This window comes from Salinimicrobium tongyeongense (assembly GCF_026109735.1).
GTDB lineage: Bacteria > Bacteroidota > Bacteroidia > Flavobacteriales > Flavobacteriaceae > Salinimicrobium > Salinimicrobium tongyeongense.
This window is the reverse complement of the sequence record NZ_CP069620.1, coordinates 30,240-47,794: the sequence shown is the minus strand read 5'-3', so window position 1 is coordinate 47,794 and position 17,555 is coordinate 30,240. Positions and strand designations below refer to the sequence as shown.

General features: G+C 44.9%; 17 protein-coding genes. 12 read left to right on the top strand and 5 right to left on the bottom strand.

Features of this window, described 5'->3' with window-relative positions; translation table 11 throughout:
- Nucleotides 1-6 precede the first annotated feature (6 nt).
- Nucleotides 7-441 (bottom strand): RrF2 family transcriptional regulator, encoded by a 435-nt coding sequence (locus JRG66_RS00250; RefSeq protein WP_265163730.1) that lies wholly within the window; start codon nt 439-441, stop codon nt 7-9.
- 324 nt (nt 442-765) lie between these two features.
- Between JRG66_RS00250 and JRG66_RS00245 the strand changes: the two genes are divergently transcribed.
- Nucleotides 766-2,235 (top strand): SLC13 family permease, encoded by a 1,470-nt coding sequence (locus tag JRG66_RS00245; RefSeq protein WP_265163729.1) that lies wholly within the window; start codon nt 766-768, stop codon nt 2,233-2,235.
- Here the strand turns inward: JRG66_RS00245 and JRG66_RS00240 are convergent.
- From JRG66_RS00240 to JRG66_RS00230, 3 genes are all read right to left on the bottom strand, one after another.
- Nucleotides 2,232-2,828: a sugar O-acetyltransferase gene (locus tag JRG66_RS00240; RefSeq protein WP_265163728.1), complete on the bottom strand. Its 597-nt coding sequence runs from the start codon at nt 2,826-2,828 to the stop codon at nt 2,232-2,234. The two genes, JRG66_RS00245 and JRG66_RS00240, sit on opposite strands and share 4 nt — an antisense overlap.
- A 45-nt stretch (nt 2,829-2,873) precedes the next feature.
- Nucleotides 2,874-4,163: a rhodanese-like domain-containing protein gene (locus tag JRG66_RS00235; RefSeq protein WP_265163727.1), complete on the bottom strand. Its 1,290-nt coding sequence runs from the start codon at nt 4,161-4,163 to the stop codon at nt 2,874-2,876.
- Nucleotides 4,164-4,303: 140 nt separating this feature from the next.
- Complete coding sequence (locus JRG66_RS00230; RefSeq protein ID WP_265163726.1) at nt 4,304-4,720, bottom strand: hypothetical protein; 417 nt, start codon at nt 4,718-4,720, stop codon at nt 4,304-4,306.
- A gap of 427 nt (nt 4,721-5,147) precedes the next feature.
- Here JRG66_RS00230 and serA point away from each other — a divergent pair, with 427 nt between their 5' ends.
- On the top strand, nt 5,148-7,040 hold the full coding sequence (gene serA / locus JRG66_RS00225) for a phosphoglycerate dehydrogenase (protein WP_265163725.1): 1,893 nt from the start codon (nt 5,148-5,150) through the stop codon (nt 7,038-7,040).
- A 260-nt stretch (nt 7,041-7,300) separates the two neighbouring features.
- The gene (locus JRG66_RS00220) at nt 7,301-9,100 is read left to right on the top strand and encodes a hypothetical protein (protein ID WP_265163724.1); all 1,800 of its coding nucleotides are present in this window, start codon (nt 7,301-7,303) and stop codon (nt 9,098-9,100) included.
- Between the two features lie 92 nt (nt 9,101-9,192).
- Here JRG66_RS00220 and JRG66_RS00215 read toward each other — a convergent pair whose 3' ends face one another.
- A complete protein-coding gene (locus JRG66_RS00215) occupies nt 9,193-9,981 on the bottom strand; it encodes a TlpA family protein disulfide reductase (protein WP_265163723.1) in 789 nt (262 codons plus the stop codon).
- 342 nt (nt 9,982-10,323) lie between these two features.
- Between JRG66_RS00215 and JRG66_RS00210 the strand changes: the two genes are divergently transcribed.
- From JRG66_RS00210 to JRG66_RS00170, 9 genes are all read left to right on the top strand, one after another.
- Nucleotides 10,324-10,959, top strand: coding sequence for a Crp/Fnr family transcriptional regulator (locus JRG66_RS00210; RefSeq protein ID WP_265163722.1), 636 nt, complete (start codon nt 10,324-10,326; stop codon nt 10,957-10,959).
- A gap of 63 nt (nt 10,960-11,022) precedes the next feature.
- On the top strand, nt 11,023-11,820 hold the full coding sequence (locus JRG66_RS00205; RefSeq protein ID WP_265165472.1) for a sulfite exporter TauE/SafE family protein: 798 nt from the start codon (nt 11,023-11,025) through the stop codon (nt 11,818-11,820).
- A gap of 56 nt (nt 11,821-11,876) precedes the next feature.
- The gene (locus JRG66_RS00200) at nt 11,877-13,178 is read left to right on the top strand and encodes a cytochrome ubiquinol oxidase subunit I (RefSeq protein WP_265163721.1); all 1,302 of its coding nucleotides are present in this window, start codon (nt 11,877-11,879) and stop codon (nt 13,176-13,178) included.
- A gap of 2 nt (nt 13,179-13,180) precedes the next feature.
- Nucleotides 13,181-14,221 carry a cytochrome d ubiquinol oxidase subunit II gene (locus JRG66_RS00195; RefSeq protein WP_265163720.1) on the top strand — a complete coding sequence of 347 codons (1,041 nt, stop codon included), beginning with the start codon at nt 13,181-13,183 and terminating at the stop codon, nt 14,219-14,221.
- A 78-nt stretch (nt 14,222-14,299) separates the two neighbouring features.
- Nucleotides 14,300-14,764 (top strand): methyltransferase family protein, encoded by a 465-nt coding sequence (locus tag JRG66_RS00190; protein WP_265163719.1) that lies wholly within the window; start codon nt 14,300-14,302, stop codon nt 14,762-14,764.
- Between the two features lie 6 nt (nt 14,765-14,770).
- Nucleotides 14,771-15,847: an MBL fold metallo-hydrolase gene (locus tag JRG66_RS00185; protein WP_265163718.1), complete on the top strand. Its 1,077-nt coding sequence runs from the start codon at nt 14,771-14,773 to the stop codon at nt 15,845-15,847.
- The gene (locus tag JRG66_RS00180) at nt 15,819-16,436 is read left to right on the top strand and encodes a class I SAM-dependent methyltransferase (RefSeq protein ID WP_265163717.1); all 618 of its coding nucleotides are present in this window, start codon (nt 15,819-15,821) and stop codon (nt 16,434-16,436) included. Before JRG66_RS00185 ends, JRG66_RS00180 begins: the two co-directional genes overlap by 29 nt.
- Before the next feature lie 10 nt (nt 16,437-16,446).
- Nucleotides 16,447-17,058 carry a class I SAM-dependent methyltransferase gene (locus tag JRG66_RS00175; RefSeq protein ID WP_265163715.1) on the top strand — a complete coding sequence of 204 codons (612 nt, stop codon included), beginning with the start codon at nt 16,447-16,449 and terminating at the stop codon, nt 17,056-17,058.
- 180 nt (nt 17,059-17,238) lie between these two features.
- Nucleotides 17,239-17,553, top strand: coding sequence for a hypothetical protein (locus JRG66_RS00170; RefSeq protein WP_265163714.1), 315 nt, complete (start codon nt 17,239-17,241; stop codon nt 17,551-17,553).
- Nucleotides 17,554-17,555 lie beyond the last annotated feature (2 nt).

The following is a 17,555-nucleotide window of genomic DNA, read 5'->3' as shown; positions in this document are numbered from 1 at the left end:
GGGGATTCAAATTTTCAAAAAAGTATCTCCCGAAACCAGTCCGGTAGTGAGATCCTGCAGGCTTGTTTTTTCCACGACTTCCTTCAGGCTGTTGCGCACAGGCTTAAAACGGGAGTGAAAAGGGCAGGGGTGGTCTTCGCTGCAGTTGTGCAGCCCAAGGCTGCAGCGGGTATAGACTTTGTCTCCATCTATAGCCAGCACGATTTGGGAAACTTTGATGCTTGCAAGTTTTTCTTTTTCCACCTGGAAACCGCCATGGGCTCCTTTTGTGGAAATGATGATGCCGCTGCGCGATAACTTCTGAAGGGTTTTTGCCGTAAAAGCTTCGGGGGAATCAATCTCCCGTGCAATGTCTTTGAGGCTTGACCTTCTCCCTTTCTCAGATTCTGAAGCAATAAAGATAGTTGCCCTTATGGCATACTCGCAGGCTTTTGAAAACATGGTTCCTAATTTCAGTTTAGGTAACAAAAATAAGGACACTATAGTCTCTTTTTTATGACCACTGTCAGTAACCGGCACTTTTTACCCTTCTGGTTTCATGGATTTCAGAAGCAAATATTTGCGGGATGCTGAGCTTCAGTTGAAAAATGAATTTTAATATCGCAATTCAAATTTTTCCGTAGCTTAATTGCTGAAAAATAGCCTTTTACTGAAGTATTTTTGCTCCTTAATTCATAAATTTAAAGTAGCGGAAGGCTGGCAGGAATTGTGCTGAAGGTTGGGGTTGTGCCTGTATTTTCTGCCTGAGATTAATGCTTATCTAAAATGAAGATCTCTTTTAAAAAGATCATGCTTTTCCTGGGGCCGGCAATTTATTTGTCCCTACAGGCAATAGCACCCCCGCAATCTATGCCGCCCTTGGCCTGGGAGGTGTTGTGTGTCACCATCTGGATGGCACTCTGGTGGGTGAGCGAAGTGGTGCCTATCGCAGTTACTGCCTTACTGCCCATTGTGCTGTTCCCACTTACGGGAGCTTTATCTATTGGTGCAACCACAGCGGCTTATGGAGATAAATTTGTCTTTCTTTACCTGGGAGGCTTTCTCCTTGCCATTGCGATTGAAAAGTGGGAGCTGCACCGAAGAATTGCCCTTAGCATTATAAGCCTTATTGGTACCAATTTAAAGCTGATCATCCTCGGATTTATGATAGCCACGGCTTTTTTGTCTATGTGGATCTCCAACACGGCTACTTCCGTAATGATGCTGCCCATTGGGGCTGCGATCATTGCCCAGTTATGGGATGACCCACAAACAGAGCGCAATGAAAAAGCCATTTTTGGAAAGGCGCTCATGCTGTCTATTGCTTACAGCGCTTCTATTGGGGGAATTGCCACTTTAATTGGAACCCCGCCTAACCTGGTGCTGGCCGGGGTGGTTCAAAAATTCTACGGAATTGAGATCAGCTTTTACCAATGGATAAAACTCGGGTTGCCTATTTCCATAATGCTGCTGGCGCTCACCTGGAAATACCTCACCACATTTGCCTTTGACCTAAAAGGCATGAAACTCCCCGGAGGAAGAGCCGAGATTTCAAAACTGCTGAAGGAACTGGGAGCCATGAGCCGACAGGAAAAAATGGTGCTCGCTGTTTTTATACTCACGGCTTTAGGCTGGATCACCCGATCGTTTTTATTACAGCCTGTAATCCCGTTTATAGATGACACCATTATTGCCATTTTTGCCGGGATAGTGCTCTTCATGCTGCCGTCGGGTAAAGATAAGGGCCGACTTTTAGTATGGGAAGATGCGGTGAAAATTCCGTGGGGGATCATCATTCTCTTTGGAGGAGGAATGGCTTTGGCAAAAGCTTTCGAGGAAACCGGCCTAGCCGTGTGGATTGGAGGGCAGCTTAGCAGCCTTGAGAACCTGCCTCTCATCCTTTTGGTACTGGTACTTGTAACGGCCGTGAATTTTCTTACCGAAGTCACTTCTAACCTTGCAACCACCGCCATGCTACTGCCCATTTTAGCTCCCATGGCGCTTGCAATGCATATTCACCCTTACTTTTTACTTGTAGCGGCCACTTTAGCTGCATCATGCGCTTTTATGTTGCCCGTGGCTACACCTCCCAATGCAGTGGTCTTTGGGTCGGGACACCTAAACATAAAAGACATGGCAAAGGCAGGTATTTGGATGAACCTGTTGTCTATTCTGATCATCACTCTTATCATCTACTTTTTATTACCCGTAATTTGGGGAGTAACGGCAGATGAAATTCCTAAAGTCTTTTTCTAAGCTTTTTGAGGCGGCAGGTAGGAATTTTTGTCTTCTTCAGTAATCGCTCTTATCACTCTACACGGATTGCCGGCTGCAAAGACATTGGAAGGAATATCTTTGGTCACCACACTGCCCGAACCAATAACCGAATTCTCCCCAATACTTACCCCCGGGTTGATCACTACCTGCCCTCCAATCCAAACCTTATTCCCAATGGAAATAGGATATGCATGTTCCCATTCCTGAATTCTGATTTCGTGGTGTAACGGATGTCCTGCAGTAAAAATCCCCACGTTAGGGCCAATAAGTACAGAATCCCCGATGCTCACTTTGGCGCAGTCTAACACCACGAGATTGTAGTTGGTATAAAAATTATCCCCTATCTCAATATTATAGCCGTAGTCACAGCGAAAAGGCGGCTCAAAATAGTAGTTGTCTCCCATGCTCCCCAAAAGCTGCTTTAATATCTCATTCCGTTTTTCTACTTCGGAAGGAGGCAGGTTGTTGAACTTAAAGATGTGTTCTTTAACTGCCTGCCTTTCTGCAACCAGTACAGGGTCAAAGGCCTGGTAAGGCTCTCCTGCCAACATTTTTTCCTTCTCAGTTTTCATGAGCGGTTGGGAATTTTAATTTATCTGAGACCTGATTATCTGTTATTAAACAGTTTCGGGTACGCCTGTTTCGTAAGGATTGGTGGGATCATTGCTCCACTCAAACCAGCCGCCGTCATAAACCGAAACATGCGGCCAGCCCAAAAGCCAGGCGTTGAACCAGGCTTCACTGCCGCGCCAGCCCGTTCCGCAGTAGAAGGCGAGATGTTTATTGGGAGTGATTCCGTTTTGTTCCCAGTTTTCGATGATTTCGTGGAATTCCCGGGTGGTGTGGTCTACATTCCTATAGTTTTCCATGTGGTAGGCATCGCTTCCACAATCGGCAAAAATGGCTCCGGGAATACGGCCTTTGGCTTCAATATAATTGTAGCCGCTTACCTCGCCAATATATTCGGGGTAGCTGCGCACACACACCAGCTCGGCATCGGGTGAAGCTATGATTTCCTTGGCTTCGGGCACGTCTACGGCCAGCTCTGGATGCGCCGGAATCTTCACCCCAAACTCTTTTACGGCCTGCTTCGGAACATCTTCCCTGCTCACCTCAAAGCCCGCATCTTCCCATGACTGAAAACCGCCGTTGAGCACCCTTACGTCTTTTACCCCGGCGTACATCATGATAAAAGCATTTCTTATGGCTCCAATATCCCCGGCTGCACTTCCGGGAAATTCGTCATCATTATCGGGGAACATGAATTTTCCGTAGAGAATAACGGTGGTATCGGCGGTAATGCCGTGTTCTTCCAGGGCTTTTTTCAGTTCTTCGGGGCTGCGACGGTTCCAGGTTTCAGGTGATTCCAGGGCGTTGGTATCCATGTCTATCGCTCCGGGTATGTGGCCTGTTAAATATGCGTCCCTATTGCGGTAATGCGCATGTACCACCACATATTTATCGTTGTCATATTCAGCCGGTTTTCCTCCCGAGATCAATTCGTTCACCCAATGCGCCGATACCAGCTGTTTATACTTAGGAAGATAGCTCATGGGCAAGGTTTCATCAGAAACCCACTCATCAAGAAAGTGGTTAAAAACTGCTATTTTTGAATAGCCTGCTTTTTTAAAACTTTCGGCTACATTCTGCGCTTCATCACGATTGTACCCGTAGATGATAATTTCACGGGAAGCCTCAATTTTTTTGTGCCGCACAATCTCGATCCAGTCCATATAACCCGTCCATTTTGCCGGTAGCGATTTTGCGCCTTGTATATGTCCGCCGCGAGCTTCATTTTTCAGTTTCCAGCCGTTATAGGCATCAACCGGCCGCACGTCAATAACTAATGCTCCATTATTTTGTCTGTCTATAAGTTCCTGAGTAGTTACTTCCCTGAAGTTTGTCATTTTTCGGATTTTATGAGCAAAAAAAGAACTTCCGAAGAAGCTCTTATTTTTTGGTTTTTCCGAAGATAGCTAATTTCCCATTTTTTTGGAGCAGGCGGTGGCTTAAGAAATTCCTAAAACTTGCCGGGCGCAACTCTTTGTTACAAATTGATCTCCTTTTTATAAGATTTCTGGTGTTTTATACCGTCTTTATCTTCATGAGTACTCACTTCTATGATAAGTTTTTGATAAGCGTCAAAATTGCTGATGCCTTTTTTGGCAACAGCCTCAATTTCATTGGTTACTTCAGAAAAATCCCATCCTGAAGGCAGGCTGTCTCGCGTGATTTGGATGAAAAGCGTATTGTGAATTGGCGCTCCCGATTTTTCTGATTTTGAAGAACTGAAGGAAATTACTTCCGAAGGAATTATTGCTGAAATTTCCCTTTTTAGGGACTTTTTGTCTACTGCAAATTCCGGGGGAATACTGTCGTGAAGAACAATTGAGGTAGTGGTTTCCACGCAGCCACTTAGGCTTGTGAGCAGCGAAAACAGGATGAAGAAGCTCTTGATTTTCATATTTTGAGTTTAGGTGTGGCTGAGTTTGACCTTGCTGCAGTCTCTCTACTCTTTTTTCGATTTAGAAAAAAGGAATAGGCTAAGAACCCACAGCCTGCACCAAAAATACTTCCAGCTATGGAATTGAGGTTTTGGCTACCGAAAATGTACAGGGCTAAACCGGGCAGTATAAAACCTATCCCAATAGGGGTCCAGTTCTTCATTTATCTCAAAGTTTTATGGTAAGTAGCCGTGACAGGAATTTCGTTACAATTTTTTTCTGCGGAAATTGGATGAAGAATTTTAAGTAATATGAAGAATTATTCATAAAAATTTAAATTTCCACGGTATTAATTCAGGATGTGCGAAATCTTTGGCTCTTTGTCGGGAGACCTTCTTTGTGTGCCTGAAAAAGCTTAGTTTTGGGGTGATATGATTTAATTTCAGCATGAAGAATAACAGGCATTTTGTAATAGATTTTGACAGCACATTTACCCAGGTGGAAGCGCTCGATATTTTAGGGGAAATTTCCCTGGAGAACCACAATGAAAAAGAGGAGCGGCTTCAACGCCTTGTCGAGCTTACCAACAGCGGGATGGCCGGCGACCTCTCTTTTAGGGAATCTCTTGAACAGCGCCTGGCCCTGCTCAATGCCGAAGAAGAACACCTGCCACAGCTGGTAAACCGCCTGAGGAGCAAGGTCTCTACCAGTTTTATTAGAAACAGGGAATTCTTTGAAGAAAACCACGAGAATATTTATATCATTTCAAATGGGTTTAAAGAATTTATAGTGCCCATAGTAAAAGAATTTGGGGTGAGGGAGGAGAATGTCTTTGCGAATACTTTTAAACCTGATCATGAAGGCAAACTTACCAATTTTGATACCGATAATGTGCTCTCTTCAAACAACGGAAAAGTGGAGATGCTCAAGCGGCTTGACCTGCAGGGCGATGTTTACGTGATTGGAGACGGCTATACAGATTACGAGATCAAAGCCGCGGGCCTTGCCAATAAATTCTATGCTTTTACTGAAAATGTTGAACGCGGCAATGTTTTGGAAAAAGCCGATCATATCACACCAAGTCTTGACGAATTTCTATACCTGCATAAAATGAACAAAGCTATTTCTTATCCCAAAAATCGTATTAAAGTGCTGCTCCTCGAAAATGTTCACGAAGACGCCGTAAAGATCATGAAAAATGAAGGTTACAACGTGACCACTATTGCAGGTGCGCTGGATGAAGACGAACTTGCCGAAAAGATCAAAGACGTTTCGGTGTTGGGAATTCGCTCCAAAACGCAGGTGACCCAAAAGGTGCTTAAAAATGCCAACAGGCTTATCTCTGTGGGGGCTTTTTGTATTGGCACAAACCAGATTGACCTGGAGGCCTGCCTCAAAAAAGGCATCGCGGTTTTTAATGCCCCTTTTAGCAATACGCGCTCTGTTGTTGAACTTGCCATAGGCGAAATCATCTTTTTGATGAGAGGCCTGCCCGACAGGCTGGCCGAGATGCATGCCGGTAACTGGAACAAATCGGCTAACGGGAGCAGGGAAGTCCGCGGAAAAAAACTGGGAATTGTTGGCTACGGAAATATTGGCGCACAACTATCTGTGGTTGCAGAAGCTATAGGTTTTGACGTTTATTACTACGATTTAGTAGAAAAACTCGCTCTTGGAAATGCTACCAAATGCACCAGCCTTGAAGAGCTGCTTGAGGTATCAGATATAGTGACCCTTCACGTTGATGGCCGCAAGGAAAACCATAACCTCATTGGAGAAAAAGAGTTTGAGCTCATGAAAGAAGGTTCGTATTTCCTGAACCTTAGTCGGGGGCACGTGGTAGACCTGCAGGCTTTGAAAAAGCATCTTGACAGCGGAAAGATTCGTGGGGCCGGGGTAGATGTATTCCCCAGGGAACCAAAAACCAACGAAGAGCAGTTTGAATCGGAGCTACGGGGTGCCAAAAATGTCATTTTAACCCCCCATATTGGAGGAAGTACCGAAGAAGCCCAGGTGAACATCGGGAATTTTGTTCCGAATAAAATTATTGAATACATCAATACCGGAAGTACCACCAACAGCGTCAATTTCCCGAATTTACAGTTGCCCATACTCGAAAATGCCCATCGCCTTATCCATATTCACCACAACAGGCCCGGTATTATCGCGCATATCAACAACCTGCTGTCCCAGCACGATTGCAATATTGTGGGGCAGTATTTAAAAACCAACGAATCTATAGGCTATGTGATCACCGATATCAATAAAGCCTATAACGAAGAGGTTGTGGAAGAAATGAAAGGAATTGAAGGCACTATCAGGTTTAGGGTCCTCTATTAAAGGATTGATATTCAGTATTCAGTGAGCAGTGCTCAGTAGGCAGTGGTTCAGTTAAAAATATTCAATATTCAATATTCAATATTCAATATTCAGTGGGCAGTGCTAAGTAGGCAGTAGGCAGTGAAAGAATATTCAATATTCAATTTCCAATAAACAATATTCAACACCTTCCCGTTTGCAATTTAAAACATGACCAGGATCATGTTTTTGCTGTCATGTAATCTGCATCTTTGGGGTTTTGCCTTTAAAAACCTTAATACATGACATATAATTTAACGCCCCACCGGTTTCATATCCCGGTTATGGGGATAGCGTTTACCATAGATACGCCAATAAAGGTGGCCCACTACGGCATAACCTCGGCGCTGTCTATCATTGAAGACAATCTCATCGAAATGATGAGGAAGCATTACTACCAGGAGAACAATGAGACCTACGTTCCCATTGAAAAGCATGAAGAAAATTACCGCGTGCGCCGCATTACCGATTACCTCAACCTGGTAAACCGAAATGTGCAGTCAAAATTTGAAAAGCTCAAGTCTTCGGCTTTTGAAAAGGGCTCTGAGATCGTGAAGTATTTCGAGATGCTGCCCGAAGAAAGCGGCCTCAAAGAGAAATACCACCAGTTTTTGCAGGCCCATGGCGAGGCAAAAGCCGAGCTGGAAAGTTTTCTGAGGAAGCACATGAGCCCCGGTGGCATCGAGGTCAATATCATGACCAAAGTAGACAAGAACAATACCGGCAAAAGCGGGGAGATCTTACCAGATGGTTCTGATGCTCTTGGCGCCCTTAAAGCTTATGCCAAAAGTGATCTTGAAAATTCGGCTGTGATCTTTTCTGCGGGTATGAATCCGCGGTTGTTCAATTATCTTGAGAACTTCAGGGAATTTGATGCTCTGGGCTGGGGCCGGTTCAAAAAGAAGGTGATCATCAAGGTGAGCGATTATCGTTCGGCCTTAATTCAGGGGAAATACCTTGCCAAAAAAGGCATTTGGGTGAGCGAATTCAGGATTGAATCGGGCTTGAATTGTGGCGGACATGCTTTTGCCACCCAGGGATATTTGCTGGGCCCCATTCTGGAAGAATTCCGAAGTAAAAAAGATGAACTGGAGCAGGCGCTTTTCAGCCTTTATAATCCGGCGATACAGGCCAGGGGGGAAGAAGGTTTTGATAAGCCCCACCCCGTTAACATTACGGTGCAGGGAGGCATAGGCACTGCAGCCGAGCAACAGTTGCTTTACGGTTACTACGGCGTTAACGGCACCGGCTGGGGCACGCCATTTTTGCTGTGCCCCGAAGCTACAACTGTAGATGCGGGCACGCTTGAATTGCTTCGGAAAAGTAAAGAGAATGATGTGGTGCTTAGTAAAGCCTCCCCGCTGGGAGTGCGTTTTAATTACCTGAAAAATACCACAGCCCACGAAGAAAGGCAGCAAAGAATTGACCGCGGAAAACCCGGAAGCCCCTGTACAGAAAAGTACCTGGTCTCCAATACCGAGTTCACCAAAGAACCTATTTGCACAGCCTCGAGAAAATATCAAAAGCTTAAGCTGGAGCAGCTGGCAAAGGCCGGTTTGCCTGAAGAAGAATATCAACTGCAGGTAGATGACCTGCTAAGCAAAGAATGTCTTTGTATTGGCCTTAGCAACTCGGCCGGGATTAACTATAAGGTGCCAATTGTAGAAAAACTTGATGCCGTAACCATTTGCCCCGGCCCAAATATTGTGAACTACAGCAAGGAAGCCAGCCTGCAGGAAATGACCAGTCATATTTACGGAAGGCAGGAGTTGCCGGTAGATCCTCAACGCCCTCATATGTTCGTTAAGGAACTGCAGCTTTATGTGGAGTACTTAAAAGAGGAAATTAAGAACACCTTTAATCCGGTGCCCAGAGATATTAAGGGCTGGACGGGCTTCTGCAATAATTTGTTAGATGGTGTTTCTCATTACAGGAAACTTGCTGAACAGGAGCTTATTAAAAAGAAAGAAGCTTTTGAAAATGGCTTAAACAGATGGGAAGCAGCTGTGCTCGAGATCAAAGCCGGTCTGGAAAGCAGATAAAAAAGATTCCCTCCAAAAATGGCATTTTTGGAGGGAATCTTTTTTTAAGTCGTTCGTATTTAGTTTATGGCGAATAGCGCCTGGACGAGAGTTTAACCCTTATTCATTGATTTGAGTGAAGCGATCATTTCGGGGGCGGTGTTCACTACTTTTCTAATCTTTCCTGAAGGTTCAACAATAATATGTGTTGGATAGATGGAAAAACCCAAAGTATCTTCAATAAAAGCTTTTTGTTGGGGCACAACCGCATATTTGAATTTTCTTTCAGAAAGGAATTTTTGCAATTCGGTTTTGGTGTCGAGAGAAAGGCTTAGAAAAACCACATCTTTATTCTCGCTGTACTCTTCAACCAGTTGATTGAGCTGCGGCATCTCTTCAATACAGGGTTTGCAGTTAAGAAACCAGGTTTTTACCACCAAGGTTTTGCCTAAAAGGGCCTCTTTTGTATACGTTTTCCCATCGAGATCTTTCAGGTTAAAATCGGGGAACTGCTGGCCTTCCATAGTAAAATGTTTGTACTCGCGGTAACTGTCGGCCGAGATGGTGTAGCTAATATCTCCATCAGATTCTTTTGTGAGCTTAAACAGCTGATACTGATCACGCGCTGCATTTGATTTCTTTTCTATGGCGATAAATTCCCCTGTCAAAAGGGCTTCAAAAAATGCCTTTTTTGAGATGCTGTCGCCATCTTCACCAAGCGGCAAGAAATCGGATGACAAATCTATGTTGGTTTTGTGGTATCGCCACCACTTTGCCTGATCGTCGTGCAGGGAGGAGAACAGGAGGTCCATCTCGGTTATTTTTTCTTCTTCCTTACAGGAATACAGGAGGAAAAAAGTGGTGACCAACAGGAGCCGTGATACAGTAGAAATAGCGTTCAAAATATACCGTTTTAGTGGGGCCTAAAGATAAGGAATCTTCCAATAGCGGGAAGGCTTCAGGTTTGCAGTTTCTCCCTTTATGTTACTTCGGAAAAAGCCGGAAATAGCAGTGCACTACAGTTCAGGGAGGAATAAGAGTTGCCTGCAATAAAGTTACCCGGAGCTCTCAAAAACCTGAAAACCTCTGTACATTTTACGGGGCAGGCTTCCGAAGTAATTACTGAAATTAAAACCCACCTCTTCAATATTCTGTTTTTAACGATAAATGCCCGGGGAAAGCCAGGAATTTGTAGGGCAAAAACGTGTGAAATACCCTAAATTTACCAAAGCAAATGCACAGCTATGCTCGAAGAAGAACTAAGAGACGCCTACCATTTTATTTTTGAGGAAGCACTGCTGCAGGAGATGCTGAAGTTTGGCAGCCTTAAAAAAGTGCGGTCGGGCGAGGTAATTATTGATATTGGAGATTACGTAAAGCAGATGCCGTTGTTGCTCGAGGGCGCCATTAAGGTGATGCGCGAAGACAAAGACGGCGATGAACTTTTGCTGTACTTTTTGGAGCGTGGCGATACCTGCGCCATGACGCTGTCGTGCTGCCTGGGCCAAACCAGGAGCGAGATACGTGCCGTGGCCGAAAAAGATACCAGCCTGGTGATGATTCCCGTAGAAAAGATGGAAGAATGGACCGCAGCCTTTAAGAGCTGGCGGAATTTTGTGTTTGAAAGTTATCACAGCCGGCTAACAGAAATGCTTGATACCATTGATACCATCGCGTTTTTGCATATGGATGAGCGCCTTATGAAGTACCTGCAAGACAAGGCCAAGATCAATAAAAACGAACAGATACAGGTGACGCACCAGGAGATTGCGTATGACCTTCACACCTCTAGGGTCGTGGTGTCTCGACTTCTTAAAAAACTTGAACTCGATGGGAAAATTGAGCTTCAGCGCAACAGCATCATGGTCTATGACCTTTAAATGTGACCTTTGTTACAGACCCTGCAGCTATGAAAAGCTAATTTTGGGCTCAAAATATTTATGATGGGAATAACAGAAATTCTTGGGTATGTAGGAGCTTTAATAATTGGTGTGGTGCTGGGGCTTATTGGCGGGGGCGGTTCCATTTTAACTGTTCCGGTGCTGGTGTACCTGCTTTCTGTAAACCCTGTAACGGCAACAGCATATTCCTTATTTGTAGTAGGGGCGACCTCTTTGTTTGGATCGGTAAAAAACTTTCAGAAAAAAAGGGTAGACCTTAAAACCGCCCTTGTATTTTCCATCCCTGCTTTTATCGCTGTTTACCTTACCCGAAAATATTTAGTTCCGGCCATACCCGAAACCATCATTAGCATTGGAGACCTCACGATCACAAAGAATATTGGGATCATGTTGTTCTTTGCGCTTATCATGGTGATGGCTTCGGTCTCCATGATTCTGGAACCTTCAGAAAAAGATGCCAAACCAAAGCGGGTGAGGTATAACTATTTGTTCATCACCCTGGAAGGAGCAGTTGTGGGGGTACTCACCGGAATTGTAGGTGCCGGCGGCGGTTTTTTGATCATTCCGGCACTGGTGCTCATGGCAAAACTACCCATGAAGAAGGCGGTAGCCACGTCACTGGTGATTATTGCCGTAAAATCTTTGATAGGTTTTATTGGAGATGTGCAAAACCTGGAGATCAACTGGGGCTTTCTCCTGGTATTTACCGCCATCTCGATTGGCGGGATCTACCTGGGAATCTGGCTCAATAAGTTTATCGACGGAAAAAAGCTGAAGAAAGGATTTGGCTGGTTTGTGCTGGTGATGGGGCTGTATATTTTCTGGAAGGAAATTTTTTAAAGGATCCCTGAAAATGGCATTTTCAGGACCTTTTGCTCAACATAAATTCAATGTTAATGGAAAATCTTGATTTTGCACGTTTACAGATGGCCTTTACCCTCGGGTTTCATATCATCTTCGCCTGTATTGGGATGGTGATGCCTTTCTTTATGGTGGTCTCGCACAAGAAGTGGCTCAATACCCGCAACCCCCTGTATCTGGAATTGACCAAGGCCTGGCAAAAAGGCGTGGCTATTTTCTTTGTGACAGGAGCAGTTTCGGGAACTGCCCTTTCTTTTGAACTGGGTATGCTGTGGCCCGAGTTCATGAAACATGCCGGCCCTATTATTGGGATGCCTTTCTCGCTTGAAGGGGCAGCATTTTTTGTTGAAGCTATCGCCCTGGGGTTTTACCTCTACGGCTGGCACAAGCTGCCCAAAAAATTCCATTGGTTTACAGGGATTATTATCGGGATATCTGGTGTGGCATCGGGAATCCTGGTGGTGTCGGCCAATGGCTGGATGAATGCGCCAACGGGTTTTGATTATGTGAATGGGGAATATATCAATATTGATCCGGTGCAGGCCTTGTTGAACCCGGCCTGGTTCACCCAGGCTTTGCACATGACCTTAGCGGCATTTGTGGCCACGAGCTTTGCGGTGGCAGGAGTACATGCTTTTCAGGTTTACCGCAATAAAAGGCCCGAACTTCATAAAAAAGCGTTTAAAATCGCCATTGTATTTGGTGCGGTAGCTGCATTTCTTCAGCCTTTGAGCGGAGATTTTTCAGCAAAAGATATTGCAGAGCGGCAACCGGTGAAACTGGCTGCCATGGAGGCGCATTACGAAACTGATACCAATGTGCCGCTTTATATTGGAGGGATAGTAGATGAAGAAACACAAACAGTTTCTCATAAAATAGCAATTCCCGGGGCACTTTCTTTTCTGGCCTTCGGGGATTTTGATGCCGAAGTTGTGGGATTAAAGGATTTCCCGGCAGATGAACTTCCGCCGGTGGCAGTGGTGCACTACGCTTTCCAGGTCATGGTGGGAATCGGGACCCTGCTCATGCTGGCCGGGTTGCTTTATTTTATTAGCCTTAAGTACAAATCACTTTTAAAACGGAACTGGTACTGGCTGCTCTTTGTCTTTCTGGCCCCTTTGGGCTTTATTGCGGTAGAAGCAGGCTGGGTGGTGACCGAAGTAGGCCGCCAGCCATGGATCATTTACGGTTTTATGAAAACCAGCGAGGCCGTTACGCCCATGCCGGGAATGGAATTTAGTTTTTACATGTACGTGGTGGTGTACCTCGTGCTTGCCCTTACCGTCACCTGGCTGATGAGAAGACAGATCAAAGTACTTAATTCCGAAAAAGATTAGTTATGCTTTATGTAGTCCTTTTCTTCCTGTTATTTTCCCTGTTGCTTTACGTGTTACTGGGCGGTGCCGATTTTGGCGCGGGGATAGTAGAATTATTTTCTTCCCCACGAAATAAAAGAACCACCCGGGACACCATCTACAGGGTGATGGGGCCGGTGTGGGAAGCCAACCACATCTGGCTCATCATCCTTATCGTGATCTTATGGATAGCCTTTCCGGTTTACTTCAATGTGATCGTGATCTATTTGCACGTGCCTTTTGTGCTTGTTCTGCTGGGCATCACCATGAGAGGCGTCGCATTCATTTTTCGGCATTACGATGCCATTGTAGACGAGTCGCAGGTGTGGTATAACTGGATGTTCAGGATATCAAGCTTTATCACTCCGGTTTTTTTAGGTATGTCTTTTGGTGCCCTCATAGGCGGAAAGATCATTCTTGCTGAAGATTTTGCCAGGTACAGCTTTGTAGACCTTTACATGTTACCCTGGTTCAATGTCTTTACGCTTTTGGTGGGGCTTTTCTATGCGGCACTCTGTGCTTTTCTTGCCTCCACTTTGCTCATTGGTGAAACTGAAGGCGAGGTGCGAAAGATCTTCAGCCGTAAATCCGCTTATTTTACAATCGCCCTGGTTGTTCTGGGTTTTATTCTGATTATTTACGGCTATGTGCAAGACGTGAAGTTTATCAGGGATTTTATTCATAATCCCGTTTCACTGGCTGCAGTTGGGCTATCGGCCTTTCTTTTGGTTCCGCTATGGCGGGCCATTAACAGGCAAAACCGCATCGCCAGCAGGTACCTGGCAGGTTTGCAGGTGGTGCTGGTACTTTTTGCTGCCCTTTATGCCCATTTCCCATACATAATCATTACGGCAGAAAAAGAGCTGAGTCTGTTGGAAGGGCTGCCGCCTCAAAGCGTAATAAGTAATCTCGGGATGATGTTGATCATTGGAGGAGGTGTGATCCTCCCGGGGCTTTTTCATTTAATGAAGTCTTTCGGCATGATCAAAATTTTGAAGACTGGAGAAGACGAGATGGGAAAATAATTTTTAAATCTTTATTTTATTCTCATTATACCTTCCGGAAGGTGAAATTTACTCAGGTGTATATATTAATTCAGAAATATGGCTGTTCCCAAAAAGGATAAGATTTTTGTCGCACTTCAGGTTTTGCTTATGCTCGTGTGGTTCATTCCGGTAGCAGCCTGGCATTTTGAATTATCAAACAACCTTCACGGGCTGGGGCTGGGATTTGCTGTGATAGGTTTTGTGCTGGTGCTTATGGCCTTTGTGCAGCTTAATTCGGCCCTATCGCCTTTCCCCAGTCCTGTAAAAGGGGCAAAACTTATCACCAGCGGGGTTTTTGCCTTTGCGCGCCATCCCATTTATACCGGGATTATTTTTATGGCTTTTGGCCTTTCCATCTGGCTGGGTTCGGGTTATAAAATGCTTATTTCTTTGCTGCTGTACCTGTTGTTTTACTTCAAAAGCAGGTATGAAGAAAAACTGCTTTTAAAGATCTTTCCTGAATACGTATTTTATAAAAGGAATACCGGCAGATTTTTTCCTAAATTTAAAGGAAGAATTTGATAAGCCATGATGAACAGGTTTGGAAAAACCCCGGCCGGCAATCGCCTGCAGCGCATAAAGAACTCACCTAATTACCGGGAGGGCAGTTTTAAGAATGTAGAAGAAACTTCGGTAAACCCCGGAGATACCTCTGTGTTCACCATTCTCAAAAAGATGATTTTCAGGCCGTCTTCGGTGAGGCCTTCGGGCGAACTGCCGCACTTAAAACCCAGTCTCAAAAAGCTCCCTCCAAACAAACCGCAGTTGGTGTGGTTTGGGCATTCGTCATACCTGCTTCAAATTAATGGCTTTAGGGTGCTGGTAGACCCTGTTTTTAGCGGAAATGCATCTCCCTTTCGCTTCTTCGGAAAAGCTTTTGAGGGGGCAGATATTTTTAATGCTGAAGATATGCCGAAGATCGACCTGCTGGTCATTACACACGATCATTACGACCATCTGGATTATCCCAGCATCAAAAAACTGCTGCCAAAAGTTGAAAAAGTGGTCACTGCTTTGGGAGTTGGGGCGCACCTGGAAAGCTGGGGTGTCAAAAATGGCAAAATTTACGAGCTCGATTGGTGGGAGGCGGTGCAGCTTTGCAAGGGGGTGAAAATGACCTCCACCCCGGCGCGGCATTTTTCGGGCCGCAGCTTTAAACGGGCTCAAACCTTATGGTCTTCTTTTGTGCTCGAACTTTTTGACTTCAGGATATTTCTTGGTGGAGATTCGGGTTACGACAACAGCTTTAAGAAAATTGGGGAGAAATTTGGGCCTTTTGACCTTGCGCTGCTGGAGTGCGGGCAATTCGGGAAGTACTGGCCTCAAATTCACATGTTCCCGGAGCAAACGGTACAGGCCGCGCAAGACCTGCAGGCAAAAAAGCTGGTACCGGTGCACTGGGCAAAATTTGTTTTGTCATACCACCCCTGGAACGAGCCCATACAGCGTTTTGTCACGGCGGCCAGAGCATCGAAATTAAATTATGTATCTCCAAAAATCGGGGAAATTGTAGATCTTTCTTCGGAATATCAACAGGAGCCATGGTGGCTTTTTGAAGAAAACAAAACTGAACAATATGAACGGGAGTCGGCAACACTGGGATAAGGTATATTCTGAAAAAGCACCTACAGAGGTGAGCTGGTATGAACCCATGCCTCAAATCTCCCTTGAGCTTATAAGGAGCTGCGGAATTTCGGAAGACGCAGCCATAATTGATATTGGCGGAGGGGATAGTTTCCTGGCCGAATTTCTTATTTCCCTCGGCTATACAAATGTGACCGTGGTTGATATTTCTTCTAAGGCCATCGCCCGTGCAAAAGAACGCATGTGTGAAAAGGCCGATGAGGTGAAATGGATTGTAGCCGATGTTTCAAATTTTGAACCCGAGAGGCAGTACGACCTTTGGCACGACCGGGCTGCTTTTCATTTTCTTACTGCAGGGCAGGAAAAGCAGGCTTATTTGGAAAAGCTGAAAAATGCTGTAAAACCGGGCGGCTATGTAATTATGGGTACCTTTTCGGAACGAGGCCCTGAAAAATGCAGCGGGCTCGAAGTGCAGCGGTATTCAGTGAACAACCTGTGCCAGCTGTTTGAGAAGGAATTCAGTATGTTAAACGGGAAGAATGTAGACCACCAGACTCCTTCGGGAAAATCACAGAACTTTACTTTTTGCAGTTTTCAGAAGAAACAATAAAACAACTACCATGAAAGAAATGTGGGATGAACGCTACAGTACAGAAGAATATGTTTACGGCGAGGTTCCGAATGAATATTTTCATTCGAGATTTACGCAATTTGACCCGGGCGAAATTCTCTTTGCTGCTGAAGGTGAAGGCCGAAATGCAGTCTTTGCGGCAAAATGTGACTGGAAGGTAACAGCGTTTGACCAAAGTGAGGCAGGTAAAAGAAAAGCTTTAAAACTGGCTGAAAAACATAAGGTAGCCTTAGATTACAGGGTAGGGGACCTGCCCTCCCTGGGGTTTGAAAAAGGGGATTTTGATGCCATAGCCCTGGTCTATGCTCATTTTCCTGTGGAAGTGAGGAAAAAATACCACGAATTATTGATTTCCTATCTTCGAAGGGACGGATTGATATTCTTTGAAGGCTTCAGCAAAAAACATAAGAAATATCAGGAGAAAAACCCGAAGGTTGGGGGACCCAAAGAGGAAGCTTTACTATTTTCAATAGAAGAAATAAAAGAGGATTTTGGAAGCCTTAACTTCCTTGAACTGTATGAAACCGAAGTAGATTTAAAAGAAGGGACCGGGCATGACGGCCTGGGGGCAGTAATTCGGTTTGTGGCCCAGAAAAAGTAATAAGCTGTGCCAGCTTTTTTATGGCAAACATCAGGTTTGGGATATTATGGGTTTAGTAAACTGCTTCAGCTTGTGATATTTCCGGGAACAAGCTTATAATTAGCAGACAGGGTTTTGGGGAGAGCCTGCTTTTAAGTAAATTAGAGGTATTGAAATTATTTGGAAACCAATATGCAACTTATGAAAACCAGATTGCTCAACACCGTATTAATTTCTGCTATATTTTTGTTCTTCGCCTGTGGTGAAAGTACAAGTGTGGTAGAATCGGGAACTTACCAGGGAACCATCCAGGAAGTAGAACCCTCCAAAACGGAGATCTATGTGGAAACTGACGACAACCAGATACTCGAGCTGTATTTTACCGACAGTACCGAGCTTAGCCGCAATGGGAGCAGGGTAGAGTTTTCTGTACTTGAAGAAGGTATGGAAGTAGAAGTTGATGTGGAAAAAAAAGGTAAACGCCTTAATCCGCTTGCTGTGCGGGTGCTGCAATAAAT

What these genes read in the sequence shown, in the direction of transcription:
- JRG66_RS00230 (WP_265163726.1), bottom strand. Translation starts at nt 4,720, where the DNA reads ATGAAAATCAAGAGCTTCTTCATCCTGTTTTCGCTGCTCACAAGCCTA.
- JRG66_RS00210 (WP_265163722.1), top strand. Translation starts at nt 10,324, where the DNA reads ATGCTCGAAGAAGAACTAAGAGACGCCTACCATTTTATTTTTGAGGAA.
- JRG66_RS00250 (WP_265163730.1), bottom strand. Translation starts at nt 441, where the DNA reads ATGTTTTCAAAAGCCTGCGAGTATGCCATAAGGGCAACTATCTTTATT.
- JRG66_RS00190 (WP_265163719.1), top strand. Translation starts at nt 14,300, where the DNA reads ATGGCTGTTCCCAAAAAGGATAAGATTTTTGTCGCACTTCAGGTTTTG.
- JRG66_RS00220 (WP_265163724.1), top strand. Translation starts at nt 7,301, where the DNA reads ATGACATATAATTTAACGCCCCACCGGTTTCATATCCCGGTTATGGGG.
- JRG66_RS00170 (WP_265163714.1), top strand. Translation starts at nt 17,239, where the DNA reads ATGAAAACCAGATTGCTCAACACCGTATTAATTTCTGCTATATTTTTG.
- JRG66_RS00245 (WP_265163729.1), top strand. Translation starts at nt 766, where the DNA reads ATGAAGATCTCTTTTAAAAAGATCATGCTTTTCCTGGGGCCGGCAATT.
- JRG66_RS00180 (WP_265163717.1), top strand. Translation starts at nt 15,819, where the DNA reads ATGAACGGGAGTCGGCAACACTGGGATAAGGTATATTCTGAAAAAGCA.
- serA (WP_265163725.1), top strand. Translation starts at nt 5,148, where the DNA reads ATGAAGAATAACAGGCATTTTGTAATAGATTTTGACAGCACATTTACC.
- JRG66_RS00200 (WP_265163721.1), top strand. Translation starts at nt 11,877, where the DNA reads ATGGAAAATCTTGATTTTGCACGTTTACAGATGGCCTTTACCCTCGGG.
- JRG66_RS00205 (WP_265165472.1), top strand. Translation starts at nt 11,023, where the DNA reads ATGGGAATAACAGAAATTCTTGGGTATGTAGGAGCTTTAATAATTGGT.
- JRG66_RS00235 (WP_265163727.1), bottom strand. Translation starts at nt 4,163, where the DNA reads ATGACAAACTTCAGGGAAGTAACTACTCAGGAACTTATAGACAGACAA.
- JRG66_RS00175 (WP_265163715.1), top strand. Translation starts at nt 16,447, where the DNA reads ATGAAAGAAATGTGGGATGAACGCTACAGTACAGAAGAATATGTTTAC.
- JRG66_RS00185 (WP_265163718.1), top strand. Translation starts at nt 14,771, where the DNA reads ATGATGAACAGGTTTGGAAAAACCCCGGCCGGCAATCGCCTGCAGCGC.
- JRG66_RS00240 (WP_265163728.1), bottom strand. Translation starts at nt 2,828, where the DNA reads ATGAAAACTGAGAAGGAAAAAATGTTGGCAGGAGAGCCTTACCAGGCC.
- JRG66_RS00195 (WP_265163720.1), top strand. Translation starts at nt 13,181, where the DNA reads ATGCTTTATGTAGTCCTTTTCTTCCTGTTATTTTCCCTGTTGCTTTAC.